The following is a 15,313-nucleotide window of genomic DNA, read 5'->3' as shown; positions in this document are numbered from 1 at the left end:
GTGGGGTTTCCCCATGTGAGAGTAGGTCATCGTCAAGATTAAATTCCAGAACCCCTGATTGCTTATGCAGTCAGGGGTTTTGTTTTGGGCGGTCGGAAAGTATGGCGAGCTTGCTGGCGAAAAACTCCAACGGTAACGCGGGCTACCTGATGCCACGCATTGGTTTAAATCCCCTCGTCCCAATCCCCCCTCGCGCGCACAAACGCTACTGAATCCCCCGACAAATTTGCACAGTTATTTCTGAACCAGAACACTAGAATAGGCACCTAATCTTTTTTAGAGTCCGAGCCCTATATGCCCGACCCGGTTGATACCCTTGAGGTGTCAGACTTACCGCTGGACGAACTCGTGGCATGCCATGAGTGCGACCTGCTGATGCGCAAGCCGGAGCTTGCCCGCGGTGAGAAGGCCCAATGCCCGCGCTGCGGCTACGAGCTGTACGCTCACCGCCACAACGTCGTTGAACGAAGCCTGGCGTTAGTGCTTGCGGCGCTATTGTTGTACGTCCCCGCGAACTTTTTACCCATCATGCAGCTCAATCTACTCGGGCAGTCCTCGCAGGACACCGTATGGACCGGCGTCGTCGGCCTGTTCGACACCGGCATGCAGGGCGTCGCCGTGGTGGTGTTTCTCTGCAGCATGGGCATTCCGTTGCTCAAGCTCCTGTGCCAACTGGCGGTATTGCTGAGCATTCGCTGGAACATCGGTCGCAGCTACGGCCTGCTGTTTTATCGCATTTACCACCACCTCAAGGACTGGGGCATGCTCGAGGTGTACCTGATGGGCGTGCTGGTGGCGATCGTAAAGCTGGCTGACATGGCCACTATCACCGTAGGGCTCGGTCTGGCCTGCTTCGTCAGTCTGTTAATGGTCCAGATATTGTTGGAGGTGGTGATGTCACCTCACCAGATCTGGGAAGCGCTGTCAGGAGAGGATGCTCATGCGGGCGATTGATGCGGGCATTCTGATCTGTACCGAATGCCATGAATTAAACAAACAAGACCCGGACACCGACGAGCAAACCTGCACCCGTTGCGGTGCGCTGGTCCATGCTCGCCGGCCGAACAGCCTGACACGCACCTGGGCGCTGCTGATCACCGCGGCCATCCTGTACATCCCGGCCAATCTGTTGCCGATCATGACCGTCAGCTCCCTGGGGCAGGGCGATCCGAGCACCATCATGTCTGGCGTGATCCAACTGATGCAGCACGGTATGTTCCCCATCGCCGCTGTAGTGTTTATCGCCAGCATCCTGGTGCCCACCTTCAAGCTGGTGGGTATCGGGCTGCTGCTGTTTTCGGTGCAGCGTCACCAGCCACTTTCCGCGCAACAACGCATTATCATGTACCGCTTTATCGAGTTCATTGGCCGTTGGTCCATGCTGGATATCTTCGTGATTGCCATCCTGGTGGCAGTCGTAAACTTTGGGCGACTTGCCAGTGTCGAGGCCAATCTCGGTGCCGTGGCGTTCGCCAGTGTGGTGATCTTGACGATGCTTGCCGCAGTAACTTTCGATCCCCGACTGATTTGGGATAACACGGAGTCGGACGACGACCATGAGTGATTTGCCTAAGGCTAAAACCCGCCCAGCTTCCAACTGGTCGGCCATTTGGGTGCTGCCCCTGATTGCCCTGATCATCGGCGGCTGGTTGGGGTGGCGCGCCTACAACCAGCAAGGCATCGAGATTCAGGTTCGCTTTGAAAGCGGCGAAGGCATCCAGGCCAACAAGACCGAAGTGGTCTACAAAGGCATGCCCGTGGGCAAGGTCAAGACCCTGGCCCTGGATGACGAAGGTAACAATCGCGGAGTGATTGCCACCATCGAGATGAACAAGGATGTGGAGCAATACCTCAAGACCAACACCCGCTTCTGGCTGGTAAAGCCAAGTGTCAGCCTGGCCGGGATCACCGGCCTGGAAACCCTGGTCTCGGGTAACTACATCGCCGCCAGCCCAGGCGATGGTGAGCCGACGCGCAAGTTCAAGGCCCTGTCCGAAGAACCGCCTTTATCCGACGCCAAGCCCGGCCTGCACCTGACGATCAAAGCTGATCGACTCGGCTCGCTGAACCGTGGCAGCCCGGTGTTCTACAAGCAGATCCAGGTCGGCCAGGTCAAAAGCTACCTGCTCTCCGAAGACCAGACCACCGTTGAAATCAAGGTCTACATCGAGCCGACCTACGCCAGCCTGGTGCGCAAACACACGCGTTTCTGGAACGCCAGCGGCATCAGCATCGACGCCAACCTTTCCGGCGTAAAAGTCCGCAGTGAATCCCTGGCCAGCATCGTTGCCGGCGGTATCGCCTTCGCCACGCCGGAGAACCGCAAGGACAGCCCACCGACGGACCCGAGCCTGCCGTTCCGCCTGTACGAAGATTTCGATGCAGCCGCGGCGGGCATCAAGGTCAAAGTCAAACTCACCGACTTCGAAGGCCTCCAGGCGGGCCGCACCCCGGTGATGTACAAAGGCATCCAGGTCGGCAGCCTGAAAACCCTGAAGATCGATCCGGACCTGTCCAGCGCCAATGCCGAGTTGACCCTCGACCCACTGGCCGAAGACTACCTCGTCCAGGACACCCAATTCTGGGTGGTCAAGCCGTCTATCTCGCTGGCGGGCATCACCGGGCTGGAAGCGTTGGTCAAAGGTAACTACATCGCCATCCGTCCCGGCGACAAGGGCACCGCGCCACAACGGGAGTACGTCGCCCGCGCCAAGGCGCCGCCACTGGACCTGCGTTCCCCCGGCCTGCACATGGTGCTCTTCACCGACAACCTCGGTTCCCTGGATGTCGGCAGCCCGATCCTCTACAAGCAGGTCAAGGTCGGTTCCGTGCAGAGCTACCAGTTCTCCCGCAAGAACAAGCAACTGGTGATCGGCGTCCATATCGAGAAAGAATACGAAGGCCTGGTCAATGGCTCGACCCGTTTCTGGAATGCCAGCGGCGTGACCCTGACCGGTGGGCTTACCGGCGGCATCCAGGTGAAAAGCGAATCCCTGGCCAGCCTGATGGCGGGCGGTATCGCCTTCGAAACCCCGGAGCCGAATGTGCCGCTGAAAAAGCGCATCCCGCGTTTCCGTCTGTTCCCGGATCGCGAAGCCGCCAACCAGCACGGTACATTGGTGACCATCAAGGTCGACCGCGCCGATGGCCTGCGCCCGGGTACGCCAGTGCGCTTCAAGGGCCTGGACGTAGGCAAGATCGAAAGTGTCGACCTGAGCGCCGACATGCAATCGGTGCTGCTCAGCGCGCGTATCACCCAGGTGGCCGACCGCATTGCACGGGCCGGCAGTCAGTTCTGGGTGGTCAAGCCTGAACTGGGCCTGATGAAAACGTCGAACCTGGAAACCCTGGTGACCGGCCAGTACATTGAAGTACAGCCAGCGACCAAAAGCATCGGCCCACAGAAGAGTTTCGTCGCGCTGGACAAGCCGCCAGAAGCCGTTCATCAGGAGGAGGGCCTGAGCCTGGTACTCAGCGCCGCACGCCGTGGCTCGTTGAAGGAAGGCGTTCCGGTCACTTACCGCGAAGTCACCGTAGGCAAAGTTACCGGCTACGAGCTGGGCCAGACCGCCGACCGTGTGCTGGTTCACATCCTGATCGAACCCAAGTACGCGCCTCTGGTGCGCAGTGGCAGCCGGTTCTGGAACACCAGCGGCTTCGGGCTCGACTTCGGCTTGTTCAAGGGCGCGACTGTTCGCACGGAGTCCCTGGAGACCCTGGTCGCCGGCGGCATCGCCTTTGCCACGCCGGACGGCGAGCGTATGGGCAACGCTGCACGGCCCCAGCAGACCTTCCCGCTGTTCGACAAGTTTGAAGACGAATGGCTGACCTGGGCCCCTAAAATCCCGCTCGGCAAATAGATCGAGGCGCGGCCTTCGCGAGCAAGCCCGCTCCCACATTTGACCCAGTTCCCATTGAAGGAACCCGATTGAATATGGGAGCGGGCTTGCTCGCGAAGAGGCCCTCAAGAACACCAAAAAAAGGCCGCGATCCAGAAGATCGCGGCCTTTTTGCATTTCAGCGCAACTGATTAAACCTCATCCAGCTCCGGCTCATCCGCCTGCACATTCACCGTTGCCTTCACCACATCGTGACGACGGATGTACTTCCAGTCCGCCTCATCAATGTAGATCCCGTTCGGCCCGCTGCCGCCTTCCAGGTCGATCGCCACCTGGGCGGAAACCTGCGGCTTCACACTCGCCAGAATCGGCACGAAGCCCAGCTGCAAGCTGGTCTCCAGCAATGCTGCCTGATTCTTCTCATCGATGTCCGCGGCCTCATCGAGGTAGTACGGCAGGCGCACGCGACCGGCCTGGTCGCGGTCCATCAAGTGCAGCAACAAGTACATGTTGGTCAGCGCCTTGATGGTCATGGTGGTGCCGTTGGAGGCGGCGCCATCGATGTCGGTGTGAATGATCGGCTGGCCGTTGACCTTGGTGATCTCGAACGCCAGTTCGAACAAGTCCTTGAGGCCCAACTGGTTATGATTGGCCGCTACCAGGCGCGCCAGGTATTCCTTGGCCTCTTCGTTCTTGTTGTCCTGCTCGGCGCTCTGGCTCAGATCGAACACCGACAGGGTTTCGCCTTCTTCATACTGGCCGGCACTGTGGATGATCTGGTCGATATGCTTGAGGGCTTCCTTGTTCGGCGCGAGCACGATGCGGAAGCTCTGCAGGTTGGACACCTGGCGCTTGTTGATCTCGCGGTTGAACAACGCCAACTGGTGCTCAAGGCTGTCGTAGTCGCTGCGGATATTGCGCAAGGTGCGTGCGATATCGGTGACGGCCGCACGCCGGGCCTTGCCCAGCGTCAGTGCTTCATCGGTACGGTGCGCGTAAGCGTTGATCAACAGATGCAGGCGGCGCTCCATATCGTCTTCACTGTCGAACTTGGCCACGCCCTTGAGGCGCACCTGTGCGTACAGCGCGTCGATCTGGCCATCAGCGCGCAGCAGGCCTTGCCAGCTGTCCTGGTAGTCATTGAGCAGCGGCAGCAGGTTGTCCATGGAATCGTCGACCGGGTCCATGAACGGCGTACCAAACGGCAAGTCTGCCGGCAGCAACTGGCGACGACGCAATGCGTCATCCAGGGTGCGCTGCTTGGCTTCCATATCACCAATCTGCCGGCCTACCAATTGCAGCTTGGCCGACAGTTGCTGGACGCGCTCGGTAAACGCATCGCTGGAGCGTTTCAATTCGTCCTGGGCCGCTTCCATCTGCGCCAGGCTTTCCAGCTTCTCGCCTTCCTCGGCGCTCAGGGTTTGTGCACGGCGGAAATCTTCCAGCGCCTTCTGCGCGTCCAGTACCTGTTGGTACAGCGCTTCAGTCTGGGTCTTGCTCGCCGCGCGGTCGGCCGCCACGGCTTGCTGGGTTTTCAGTTGCTTGAGTTCTTTTTCCAGACGCTCTTTCTGGTCGCGCAACGCGGCGCGGTCAGCCAGTGCCTGCAACGCTGGAGGTTCAATGTGCGAGATGTCGATGGCCAGCCCCGGCACTTCAAAACGCTCGCCCTTGAAGCCATCAAGGATCTGCTCCAGGGATTTCACCCACAGGCCGTCCTCGTCCAGCGTGATGCCATGCTCACCCAGCGGCAAGCTGAACAGCGAACTGTTGAACAGGCGCATCAAACGCTCGACATCCTGCTGCGAGAATTCTTCCCGCAGCTTGGCGTAGCTGTTGTTGTCGGCGTGATCGAGTTGCTGCTTCACCGACTTCAGGCGTTTTTCCAGGTCCCGCAGACGTTCGTCCAGATCCTCGGCGCTGAACTGACGCGACTGCGCCAAGGCCCCGGCCAGTTCATCGTGAGCATCCTTGGCGGCCAGCAGTTGCTGCTCCAGCACCTTGACGTCATCCACCAGCGCGAAGCGGTGCTTGAGCACCGACAGCTCACCCAGCCAGCGCTGAATCCCGCTGATTTCCCGCTCCAGGCGCATCAGCTCCTGAGTGCCGCCGCGCTGGTCGTTCTGCAGCGAATCCTGCTCGTTGCGGTAATGCTCGGCCTGGATCGTCAGTTCTTCCTTGCGCGCACTGGCGTAGTCCGACCAGGTGCCCAGCAACGAATCCAGCAGCGGTGACAGGCGATGCAGCTTGCCCCGCAGAATGTCCCGCTGTTTCACGCCGTTGGCCAAGGCTTCTACCAGAGGGCCGGCAGCCACCAGCGAGTTGTAGTCCTGCTCCATGCGTCGTACATCGCGGAAGGCTTCTTCGCACGCCGCGATGTAATCGACACTGCCGGAACGCAGGCTGTGTTCGAACGCATCCAGAAACAGCTGCTTCAACTTGGCCGCGGTGATTTCCCGCATGTGCAGCAAATTGATAAACAGCGCGCGGAAGGTCTTCAGGCTCTGCTCGCTGGTGGAGCGCAGCGGAATCAGGGTCAGGTCCAGCGGGATCGACGTATGGCCGCCCACCAGCAAACGCCGCAGCTCATCGGGCTTGAGCTCATAGGCTTTCAGGCCTTCGCGCTCAAGGTTGGTGAACAGCTCTTTCTGGCGCAGGCAGGTGTCGTTCTTCTGGTAGTGCGCCAGGTCCAGCTTGCCGGCGTAGGCAAAGAACTGGTGACCAAAACCACCGCCCGGGCCGCGACCGACCACGCCGATCACGTGCGGGCCATGGGGAAGCGAGACTTCCACGAGGATGTAGCTGGTGTCGGTGGCAAAGTAGAAACGCCGGGATTGCTCCAGGGTGTACTTGCCGAAACTCATGTCCGACATGCGCGCCAGAATCGGGAACTGCAAGGCGTTGATCGACGCCGATTTGCCGAGGTTGTTCGCGCCGTACACCGACAGCGGTTCTTCCAGCGGGAACAAACCCAGGCTGTAACCGGCGGTGTTCAAAAGGGCGAAGCGGCGAATGCCGTAGCGTTCCTTGCTCATGCGTCGGTCTCCTGTTCTTCGGCAATGGCGCGGGCCAGGGCGTCTTCTTCGCTTTCTTCTGCAAAGTCACTCAAGTCCAGCGGGTCATCGGTCTTCAGCAGTTTTTCATCGCTGTCTTCGTCGATGATCACCGGGGCCGGCAACGGCAATACGCTGTGGATGCTCGCGGCCAGGTCGCGGTCTTGCTGGACCGAGAGGCACACATCGAGGAAGCGGTGCATCGGCGGCAGGAAGCGGTAGATGCCGTTCTCTTCACCGGCAAAACCCAGCTGGGTCATGCGGCGCATGATTTTTTCTTCCAGTTCCTCGACGGTCTGCACTTCGGCCTGGATAAACAGGTCGCGGTACTTTTCCAGCAACGACGGCAGTTCGTCACGGCCCAGGCTGCCACCGTCGAGCACGGCGATCGGGTCGCGGCCCTGGTCGGCCAGGTGCTCGACGATGATGAAGGTGAACAACGCCAGGCGCTGGGCGGTCTTGTTGACCTGCGCGGCGGCCACGGCCGAGTCCGGCACGAAGTAGTAGAAACCCCGCGTGTCGCACACCAACTCAAAGCCCAGGGCCTTGAACAACGTGCGGTACTGGTCCTGGAAGTTCGACAGTTGGGCGTACAGCTCCGGGTCGCGGCGGCTGACGTGGTAACCCTTGAACAGCTCGCGAAAGATCGGCGCCAGCTGGGACAGTTCGGATAGATCAAGATGCATGAGGGGTGCTCGCAGAATTCCCGGCCGTATCAATACTGGCTGGAAGCAGGGCGAATGAGCGCAGGCTGACCTGGTGCTCGTGAGTGTGGTAATCCCGTCGTTCCAGACGTTCGCGCTTAAAGCGTTTTTCCCGCGACAGGCGTGAGAACCAGTACAGCAACTCGTCGGTTGCGCCGTCCGGTTCCTGCTCCAGCAGCCAGGTCATCAGGTCCGGCATCGGCAGCGCGTCTTCACAGCGCTCGAGCATTTCCTTGACCGTGCGCGGTGCGCGAGGGGCTTCGCCCTTGTGGGATTTATGCGCCTTGGGGAAACGCGCCGGCTTCGGTTCGAAGTTGGCCAAGGCGTACACGTAGGCTTCGACCTGGCTGGCACTGCCAAGAAAGGTGCTTTGCGGCCGGGTGAACATCGGCATCGCCGCTTGCGGCACCGCGTCCAGGCCCTTGCGGCGAATCGCCGACAAGGCCAGCGCGGCACCACGGGTCACGGCGTTGTGCCGGCGCGCTTCTTCCCGCAACGGCAGCAGCAGTTCCCGGGCGTGACGCAAGGTCAGTTGGGCGCTGGTCTGCATTTCGAGGATGCGCGCGTGGGTGCGCAGCAGCATGTCGTCGTCCACCAGGTGGCCGAGGCGCTGCTGCTCGGTAAGCATGCGCAACAGTACGTTTTCCACCTTGCGCACGCCTTGTTCGAAGGCGCCGTCGGCGTTCACCAGTTGAATCATCGGCTCGACGTATTCGTCCCAGGTCGCCAGTACTTCGGCGTAGCGCTGGCGCAACGGGATCTGCCGGTCGCTGGTCTTGGCGCGATCGGCCACGGCCGCGAGGGCCTGTTCGTCGTTGGCGAGTTTTTTCAGCACGTCGCGCACGCGCATGTCCAGCAGGCGCAGTTGGCGCGCCAGGTCATGGCCGTCGCGGATGTCGAAGGCGTCCTGGATATAACCCGCCAGGCGCTCAAGGTGGCGCAGGTAGGCTTCGATTTCCAGGCACAGGCCTAGCCGGTGCTCCTTGCGAAGATACGCCAGGAAGTCGTGGATCTGTGCGTTGAGCTCGAAACGGTTCGGGCTCTTGGCGACAGGCACCAGGATATCCAGGCGAATCCACACGTCCAGCAGGCTGGTGATGTCCTGTGGCGTGCTGTCCAGTTGTTGGGCGGCCAGCTGGGCGCGCAGTTCGCTGAGGCTCAGGGTGCCTTGGTCGAAGTGTTCGCACAGTGGCTCAAGCAGGGCCCAGTGTTCGGCGAGGGCGCGCAAGACGCGCTTGGGTTCGATCATCGGAATGGCCGGCTGGTTAGCGATTAAAAGCAGCGATTGTACTGCATCGGTGCCGGGATTTATCCACAGCCGGTCGTGAGGCGCTCACCGGAGCGATCAACTGCGGGCGATCTTCGTCGAAGGGCGGTAGAATCCCTGTTCTTTAGTTATCCACAAGTGGCCGACCTTTGCTTATCGAGTCCCGACGTCGCGCTTACTTGACCGCCATGCAGGTGGTCAACTGGCTGCCGCGCACTGAGTTACCGTTCGCCGCCCCTTCGCGGCCCGAGCTGCTGGAGGCCCCGGAACCGTTCGAGGCTTTCGAGCCTTCGGGTGAGGAGGCGGCTGCGCCGGTGCCGCTGGTCAAGCCTGTGGCAGAAACCCCGGTGGTCCGGCCAAAGGTCGAAGTGCCGCGCCCGTCGCCGGTGGCCAAGCCGGTCGTCGCCGAAGAGGCGCCTGCCGTGGTCAAGGCTCCGGTCGTACCGCCGCCACGCTTTGCCCTGCAACTGCTGCGGGCCGGGCGATGCCTGCTGCTGGTGGAGTTACCCACAGGCGAGCGCTTCCAGGCCCGCGACCCGGCCTATCTGCTGCTCAAGGACATGTTGCGCGCCGCCGGCCTGCCCGACAGTCCGCAAATCGTTGGCGAGCCGGTGCGCTGGCCGCTGCTGGCCCGGGGCACCATGGACCAGGGCCCGGAAGCCGCGCGGGATTTTGTGCAAGGTTTTGTCTCGGCGCGCCTGGAAGACGAACCCTGCGTGTGCCTGTGGCTGATCGGCCTGCCCGCCGTGCGTTTTGCCGGCGAAGCGAATGCCGAGGCCTGGTACCGCGAACTGCAGGTCGAAGGCCTGGGCTCCGTCTGGGCCCTGCCGGGCCTGGAACTATTAATGGAAGAGCCACAGCGTAAGGCTGATGTCTGGCAAGCCATGCGCCGGCTGATGGCGCGCTGGAAAAGTACCGATGAGTGAAGCTTTATCCTTCCGCCCGATGACCGAGGCGGACCTCGACGCTGTACTGAAGATCGAATACGCAGCGTTCAGCCACCCCTGGACCCGCGGGATTTTTCTCGACGGGCTGGGCAAATACCAAATCTGGCTGATGTTCGAAGGTGAGCAGCAGGTGGGTCACGGGGTGGTGCAGATCATCCTCGATGAAGCGCATTTGCTGAACATCACCGTCAAGCCGGAAAACCAGGGCCGTGGCCTGGGCTTGAGCTTGCTGGAGCACCTGATGTCCCGGGCCTACGAGGCCAAGGCGCGGGAATGTTTCCTGGAAGTGCGCGACAGCAACACCGGCGCGTTCCGGCTGTACGAGCGTTATGGTTTCAACGAAATTGGCCGTCGGCGGGATTATTACCCCGCCGTCGGTGGCCGCGAAGATGCGGTCGTGATGGCCTGCACCCTGGTCGACTAAACACAGGGCCCAATGTGGGAGCGGGCTTGGTGGGAGCGGGCTTGCTCGCGAAGGCGATGGTCCAGTCGCCAGATGTAATGACTGACACACCGCCTTCGCGAGCAAGCCCGCTCCCACATTCAGTTCGGCAGGGTGTCAGCGGTTGCCGTCTACTGGATCGATATCGGCCAACTCGGCCTCATCCAGGCCATTGCCGCCGCCGATCTCGTCTTCATCGACGATACTCAAATCGTAATCCGCTGGATGGTCTTCACCTGCTTCCTGCGCATCCCGCGCGCCATCCTCATGGATCAGCGTTTCCGGGCTCATGTCATCATCGGTTGAGTCATGATCGTCAGTGGAAGCACCGGTCATCCCGGCTTCGCGCACCCGTTCGTCGGGCATCAGGTGCTCACGCTCCCGTGGCGGAATCTCGTCGCCGATTTCCGCAGTCGGCTCCTCCTTGTCAAAATCCAGCTCGCGCATTTCGCCCATGCGATCTTCGTTGTCATCAATCGGTTCCGGCTGTGTAGCGCCGTAGGGACGTCGTGATTCAGTCATGGCGATTCCTCATACTGTGGGGCTTATAGTGTGTGGACAGGCATGGCTCCCCAAGATTCAAGTAATTGCCGCCGGCTATCTTTATTGCTGGCGTGACCCGGACGGGCGGTCGAGTGTCAAAAACTGCGCATCATTCCTGAGGCTTTCCCTGATGAACGAACTACAAGACTTGCTTGATAACAACGAACGCTGGGCGGATGCGATCAAACAGGAAGATCCCGAATTCTTCGCCAAGCTCGCCCGCCAGCAAACCCCGGAATACCTGTGGATCGGCTGTTCCGACGCCCGGGTACCGGCCAACGAGATCGTCGGCATGCTGCCCGGCGACCTGTTTGTGCACCGCAACGTGGCCAACGTGGTATTGCACACCGACCTCAATTGCCTGTCGGTGATCCAGTACGCAGTCGACGTGCTCAAGGTCAAACACATCCTGGTGACCGGCCACTATGGCTGCGGTGGCGTACGCGCCTCGATGCAGGACAACCAGTTGGGCCTGATCGACGGCTGGCTGCGCACCATCCGTGACCTGTACTACGAAAACCGCGACGTGCTGGCCCAGTTGCCCACGGAAGAGGAACGCGTAGACCGCCTGTGCGAACTGAACGTGATCCAGCAGGTGGCCAACGTCGGCCACACCAGCATCGTGCAGAACGCCTGGCACCGCGGGCAGAGCCTGTCGGTTCATGGCTGTATCTACGGGATCAAGGACGGCCGCTGGAAAAGCCTGAACACCACCATCAGTGGCTTCGAGCAATTGCCGCCGCAATACCGCCTGCGCCCGCTGGGTGCGGTCTAAGGGCTTTTGCGTTCGCGCCACTGCTCCATGAATTGCTGACCCTCGGGATTCAACGGCTCCTTCATGCCGGTGATCCAGCCCCGACAGTTGAGCTCGCCGCACTGGCAGCGAAACTGTCGGAACAATACGTCCTCGGTGTGGGCGTAATCCATGGTCAGCAGGGCACCAGCGGGAATGGGCTGAACGGACCACAGTTCCAGGTACGTCATGTCGAGAAACGCGTTCGGGTTGCACGAGTGCGAAAGCAAGCCGCTGAACCACGGGTCGTACAAGTGGATACGCGAGGACATCTGCACCGTATGCAGGCGCCGCTCATTCAATGCGTAGCCGGACACCCTGGCGATACACAGGCGGCTGTCAAAGGCGACGCGGGTCTTGATTCCGTCGCCTGAACCGTCTCGGGTACGCACCACTTCATAGTCGCGAGCGCGGGGGTAGCCGTGTTCGACGAGGGCGGTCGAGAACGGGTAAAGACACTGGCTCACAGCGGTTTTAGCCTTGTCCATGGCTTGAGTTTTCATGACTCTCCAGGAGGGGCTGCATCGACCTGCCGGTGGTGTCTTGACTGCCAGTCTTGCAGCGGATGGGCGCGGCTCAAGACTCGCTTAAGTGGGAGCCAATTTCTACTGTCAAATCTGACAGTAGAAATTGGCTATCTTTTATGTAGGAAAATGCCCTTCTGGCAGCCTGCTTCAGAGCGCCGGTGCTTCAATCGCCGGTTCTGGCACGGCGCTTTTCAATTGCCTCAGCTGGGTTTTGATCGCCGGCTGGGCACACTTGGCGTTCGCTTGATCGGGCGTCAGCTCGCGGATAGAGGTGTAGAACAGTTCGCAGGTCTGCTCCTTGCGCGTTACCTGCCAGGTGTTCATGCAGCCTTTGAGCTGCACATTCGGATCGCTGGCGGGCTTCTGGCCCATCGAGGCCTGCCAGCAGGCGGCGCTCAAGTCCTGGCCCATCACCTTCAAACCGGCCTCGTCGGCCTTTTGCTCGTCACCGTCATAGGTGTCGGGGTTGGCGGCATACCAGATGTAGCTCGGGTGATTGGCGCCCAGTACGGCGACCTGGCTCCCGACGGCCGGGCTGATTTGCGCCAGGCCCAGTACGGCAACGGTTTGCCCGTATTGCTGCTTGATCCAGCTGCGCACCGGCGCGCCGAAGGCCACCATCGGCAACGCGCCGCCCGCGTGCTGGCTCAGCTCCTTGACCATCCGGGTCTGGTAGTCGGTGAAGTAACCGTAGACGCCTTCCAGGTCCTTGCCCGCCGTGGCAGGGGCGGCGATCGGGGCGATGTCGATGATGGTCTGGTATTCCGGCGTCTGGGTCGCCGGGATGCCGTTGGCCGTGAGCAAGGTCGCCCAGCGGTCGGTGGTGGCCGACTCCAGGTAGTCCTGGAAGTGGGTCAGGGAATAATCCGGCGGGAAGTGCAGCAGCTCGATGCTCTTGCGGTTTTCCAGGGCCATGCCCAGCGGCAGGAACAGGTACCAGTTGAACTGCCATTTGCCATCACCATTGAGTTTGCTGGCGCCCTGGTAAGCCAGGTCGGCGGTATCGAGCAAGGTGGTCAACGGCTGGCCATAACCGTCTGGCACACCGCTGAACGTGGCCAGCACCTGGTCATGCTCGGTCTTGACGCTGACTTTGCCCCGGCTGTAACCGTCGCGTTGCAGGCTTTGGTTCAGGTAGTGCTCGACGGTCTGTTCCAGAGTCCAGGGACGAAAACAGATGACGCTGCAATTGTTCGGGTACGCGAACAACTGGGTGACCCGTTGCGGGGTACCCAGCGGTACGGTGATATCAGCCTGTACGACCGCACTCAAGGTCAGTGCGGCCAGGGTGAAGGACAACCTGGTGAGTTTGAACATGGATGGTTCCCTGTCAGCGAAAGCCCGTCTGCGCGGGGTGAATGCCCACCCTCACACAGTAGCGGTTGACCGGGAAAAGCGCGTAGAAAAACTGCGCGCTTGTCGCTTTTGAGCAAGTGCGTCTACACCTTGAAGTGCAGGGCGTTGGTCAGGTCACCCATGGGTTTCTGGCCGCGCGCGGTCATGGCCTCGTCACGCTGCTTGAGCCCGTCGAGGGTTTCCAGCTGGAACACCCGGGTGATCAGACGCAGGATCGACGCGGTGTCGTAGACGGTATGGTCCACCGTGCCCTTGCGCGCGAACGGCGAGACCACCAGTGCCGGAATCCGCGTGCCCGGACCCCAACGATCGCCTTTTGGCGGTGCAACGTGGTCCCACCAGCCGCCGTTTTCATCGACGGTGACGATCACCACCATGTTCTTCCACTGCGGGCTTTCCTGCAGCACCTTCAAGGCGCGGGTGATATGCCGGTCGCCCGAAGCGACGTCGGCGTAACCGGCGTGCATATTCAGGTTGCCCTGGGGTTTGTAGAAGGTCACCGCAGGCAGCTTGCCGGCCTGGGCATCGGCGAAGAACTTGTTGGTGCTGGCGTCATCCCCCAGGCCGCCATCGCGCAGGCGTTTATTGCGCTCAGCCGGGTTTTCCGGGCCTTGCTGCTTGAAGTAGTTGAAGGGCTGGTGGTGGTACTGGAAGTTCGGAATCTTCGGAATGCCGCCCGAGTCCTTGAACTGATCCAGCGTTGCTTGCCACGCACCGGCGTACCAGGCCCAGTCGACGTTCTTTTTCGACAGTTTGTCGCCGATGTGCTCGTGGGTTTGTGGCACCAGCACGTTAGGCAAGTCGGGCTTGGAGTAATCCGGGCGCTCGGGGTCGCGAATCCAGGTAGGCCAGTAAGGCGGGGCCAGGGTGTTCACGCCGAAACCGTCCGGGGTCAGTGCGCTGGGGCCGAATTGCGGCGGGCCGGTCATGGCGCTGGCCGGGGACTTGTCCAGAGGCTTGAGGCGCGGGTCGGTCGGGTCGTCGCTTTGCAGCGTGGCGATCTGTGCCTTGGCCACCGATTGCGCAGCGTTTGGGTACACCGGCGGGGTGGCACTGATCAGGTATTGGTGGTTGAGGAACGAGCCGCCAAACGCGCCCTGGAAGAAGTTATCGCAGAGCACAAACTCCTTCGCCACGTCCCACAAGCGCAGGGCGTAACGGCTCTGGGCGTAATGGCCCATCAGCAGGCCGCCGGAGTCGCCCCAGGCCACGAACGCATCGTTTTTACCGCCATTGATCTGCATCTGGTTCTGATAGAACACGTGCCACAAATCCCGGGTGACCAGGCTCAGGGGCTGGTCTTCGCCATTCGGGCCTTTGAGGGCGAACGGAGCGTTGGGCAGGTTTTCCTGGTATTGCACTTCGCTGGGGTACGTGACGCCATCCACGGTCTGCGGGCCAACTTGCAACACGCCGCCCCATGTCGGGGGCAGGGTGCTCAGCAGGCTGCCGTCGCGGTCGCGCTGCTGATAGTCCGCAGGGGCGAGGGCCGACAATGGTTTCTCGACCCCGGGGAAATCCGCAAACAGGTTGTTGAAGCTGCGGTTTTCGGCGTAGATCACCACCACGGTTTTAACCTGTTCCTGCAGGGCCTTGTCCAGCTCTTGCGGCGTCAGCGGGCGATCCACCGGCTTGCCGGGTGCCTCGCTGGTATTGCCGCAGGCACTCAGGGTCGCACCCACGCCCAGCACGGCCGCGCCTCCCAGGAAGCGCCGCCGGCTGGTGTCGACTGGCGGTTTGGCTTCAATGTCTTGGGAAGGGCGGTCTTTGTGCTCGTCGCTCATTGCTGGGAGTCCATGCGGGTTAGTTGTTGCAATATGTTTCGCCGGAACGGTAGCAATGGAA

Annotated in this window: 13 protein-coding genes; 6 read left to right on the top strand and 7 right to left on the bottom strand. The window is 61.2% G+C overall.

Annotated elements, in window-relative coordinates; genetic code table 11:
• The first annotated feature begins 294 nt into the window (after positions 1-294).
• Genes HX811_RS20230 through HX811_RS20220 form a run of 3 tightly spaced genes read left to right on the top strand, consistent with a single transcriptional unit; the run spans position 295 to position 3,860 of the window.
• Positions 295-954, top strand: a complete 660-nt coding sequence (locus tag HX811_RS20230; RefSeq protein WP_008437533.1) for a paraquat-inducible protein A — start codon at positions 295-297, stop codon at positions 952-954.
• A complete protein-coding gene (locus tag HX811_RS20225) occupies positions 941-1,564 on the top strand; it encodes a paraquat-inducible protein A (RefSeq protein WP_003214366.1) in 624 nt (207 codons plus the stop codon). Before HX811_RS20230 ends, HX811_RS20225 begins: the two co-directional genes overlap by 14 nt.
• Complete coding sequence (locus HX811_RS20220) at positions 1,557-3,860, top strand: PqiB family protein (RefSeq protein WP_177047085.1); 2,304 nt, start codon at positions 1,557-1,559, stop codon at positions 3,858-3,860. Before HX811_RS20225 ends, HX811_RS20220 begins: the two co-directional genes overlap by 8 nt.
• 170 nt (positions 3,861-4,030) lie before the next feature.
• Here the strand turns inward: HX811_RS20220 and mksF are convergent, their stop codons facing one another.
• From mksF to mksB, 3 genes are read right to left on the bottom strand one after another with little or no spacing between them, the layout of a single operon-like run.
• Positions 4,031-6,871 carry an Mks condensin complex protein MksF gene (mksF, locus tag HX811_RS20215; protein WP_008437530.1) on the bottom strand — a complete coding sequence of 947 codons (2,841 nt, stop codon included), beginning with the start codon at positions 6,869-6,871 and terminating at the stop codon, positions 4,031-4,033.
• Positions 6,868-7,575 carry an Mks condensin complex protein MksE gene (gene mksE, locus HX811_RS20210; protein ID WP_003214375.1) on the bottom strand — a complete coding sequence of 236 codons (708 nt, stop codon included), beginning with the start codon at positions 7,573-7,575 and terminating at the stop codon, positions 6,868-6,870. The genes mksF and mksE overlap by 4 nt, the downstream gene beginning before the upstream one ends.
• Positions 7,565-8,842: an Mks condensin complex protein MksB gene (gene mksB, locus HX811_RS20205; RefSeq protein WP_003214377.1), complete on the bottom strand. Its 1,278-nt coding sequence runs from the start codon at positions 8,840-8,842 to the stop codon at positions 7,565-7,567. The genes mksE and mksB overlap by 11 nt, the downstream gene beginning before the upstream one ends.
• A 206-nt stretch (positions 8,843-9,048) precedes the next feature.
• Between mksB and HX811_RS20200 the strand changes: the two genes are divergently transcribed.
• Positions 9,049-9,786: a hypothetical protein gene (locus HX811_RS20200; RefSeq protein WP_003214379.1), complete on the top strand. Its 738-nt coding sequence runs from the start codon at positions 9,049-9,051 to the stop codon at positions 9,784-9,786.
• Positions 9,779-10,231 (top strand): ribosomal protein S18-alanine N-acetyltransferase, encoded by a 453-nt coding sequence (gene rimI, locus HX811_RS20195; protein ID WP_003214382.1) that lies wholly within the window; start codon positions 9,779-9,781, stop codon positions 10,229-10,231. The genes HX811_RS20200 and rimI overlap by 8 nt, the downstream gene beginning before the upstream one ends.
• 135 nt (positions 10,232-10,366) lie before the next feature.
• Here rimI and HX811_RS20190 read toward each other — a convergent pair whose 3' ends face one another.
• Positions 10,367-10,771, bottom strand: coding sequence for a hypothetical protein (locus HX811_RS20190; RefSeq protein WP_003214383.1), 405 nt, complete (start codon positions 10,769-10,771; stop codon positions 10,367-10,369).
• Between the two features lie 151 nt (positions 10,772-10,922).
• On the opposite strand from HX811_RS20190, the gene can reads away from it, so the two are divergent.
• Positions 10,923-11,567: a carbonate dehydratase gene (gene can, locus HX811_RS20185; protein WP_003214385.1), complete on the top strand. Its 645-nt coding sequence runs from the start codon at positions 10,923-10,925 to the stop codon at positions 11,565-11,567.
• On the opposite strand, the gene HX811_RS20180 is transcribed toward can, so the two are convergent.
• From HX811_RS20180 to acpA, 3 genes are all read right to left on the bottom strand, one after another.
• On the bottom strand, positions 11,564-12,088 hold the full coding sequence (locus HX811_RS20180) for an SET domain-containing protein-lysine N-methyltransferase (RefSeq protein ID WP_177047082.1): 525 nt from the start codon (positions 12,086-12,088) through the stop codon (positions 11,564-11,566). The two genes, can and HX811_RS20180, sit on opposite strands and share 4 nt — an antisense overlap.
• 171 nt (positions 12,089-12,259) lie before the next feature.
• On the bottom strand, positions 12,260-13,429 hold the full coding sequence (locus tag HX811_RS20175) for a hypothetical protein (protein WP_177047080.1): 1,170 nt from the start codon (positions 13,427-13,429) through the stop codon (positions 12,260-12,262).
• A 122-nt stretch (positions 13,430-13,551) separates the two neighbouring features.
• Entirely contained in the window at positions 13,552-15,252 is a 1,701-nt protein-coding gene (acpA, locus tag HX811_RS20170) for an acid phosphatase (protein WP_177047078.1), read from the bottom strand.
• Positions 15,253-15,313: the final 61 nt, after the last annotated feature.

Origin of the sequence: Pseudomonas sp. F8002 (assembly GCF_013385495.1) — a bacterium.
GTDB lineage: Bacteria > Pseudomonadota > Gammaproteobacteria > Pseudomonadales > Pseudomonadaceae > Aquipseudomonas.
This window is presented reverse-complemented; position numbering and strand designations above follow the sequence as displayed.

Bases quoted from the DNA above. Each gene is read 5' to 3' on its own strand.
- HX811_RS20230 (WP_008437533.1), top strand. From the start codon at position 295: ATGCCCGACCCGGTTGATACCCTTGAGGTGTCAGACTTACCGCTGGAC.
- HX811_RS20225 (WP_003214366.1), top strand. From the start codon at position 941: ATGCGGGCGATTGATGCGGGCATTCTGATCTGTACCGAATGCCATGAA.
- HX811_RS20220 (WP_177047085.1), top strand. From the start codon at position 1,557: ATGAGTGATTTGCCTAAGGCTAAAACCCGCCCAGCTTCCAACTGGTCG.
- mksF (WP_008437530.1), bottom strand. From the start codon at position 6,871: ATGAGCAAGGAACGCTACGGCATTCGCCGCTTCGCCCTTTTGAACACC.
- mksE (WP_003214375.1), bottom strand. From the start codon at position 7,575: ATGCATCTTGATCTATCCGAACTGTCCCAGCTGGCGCCGATCTTTCGC.
- mksB (WP_003214377.1), bottom strand. From the start codon at position 8,842: ATGATCGAACCCAAGCGCGTCTTGCGCGCCCTCGCCGAACACTGGGCC.
- HX811_RS20200 (WP_003214379.1), top strand. From the start codon at position 9,049: ATGCAGGTGGTCAACTGGCTGCCGCGCACTGAGTTACCGTTCGCCGCC.
- rimI (WP_003214382.1), top strand. From the start codon at position 9,779: ATGAGTGAAGCTTTATCCTTCCGCCCGATGACCGAGGCGGACCTCGAC.
- HX811_RS20190 (WP_003214383.1), bottom strand. From the start codon at position 10,771: ATGACTGAATCACGACGTCCCTACGGCGCTACACAGCCGGAACCGATT.
- can (WP_003214385.1), top strand. From the start codon at position 10,923: ATGAACGAACTACAAGACTTGCTTGATAACAACGAACGCTGGGCGGAT.
- HX811_RS20180 (WP_177047082.1), bottom strand. From the start codon at position 12,088: ATGAAAACTCAAGCCATGGACAAGGCTAAAACCGCTGTGAGCCAGTGT.
- HX811_RS20175 (WP_177047080.1), bottom strand. From the start codon at position 13,429: ATGTTCAAACTCACCAGGTTGTCCTTCACCCTGGCCGCACTGACCTTG.
- acpA (WP_177047078.1), bottom strand. From the start codon at position 15,252: ATGAGCGACGAGCACAAAGACCGCCCTTCCCAAGACATTGAAGCCAAA.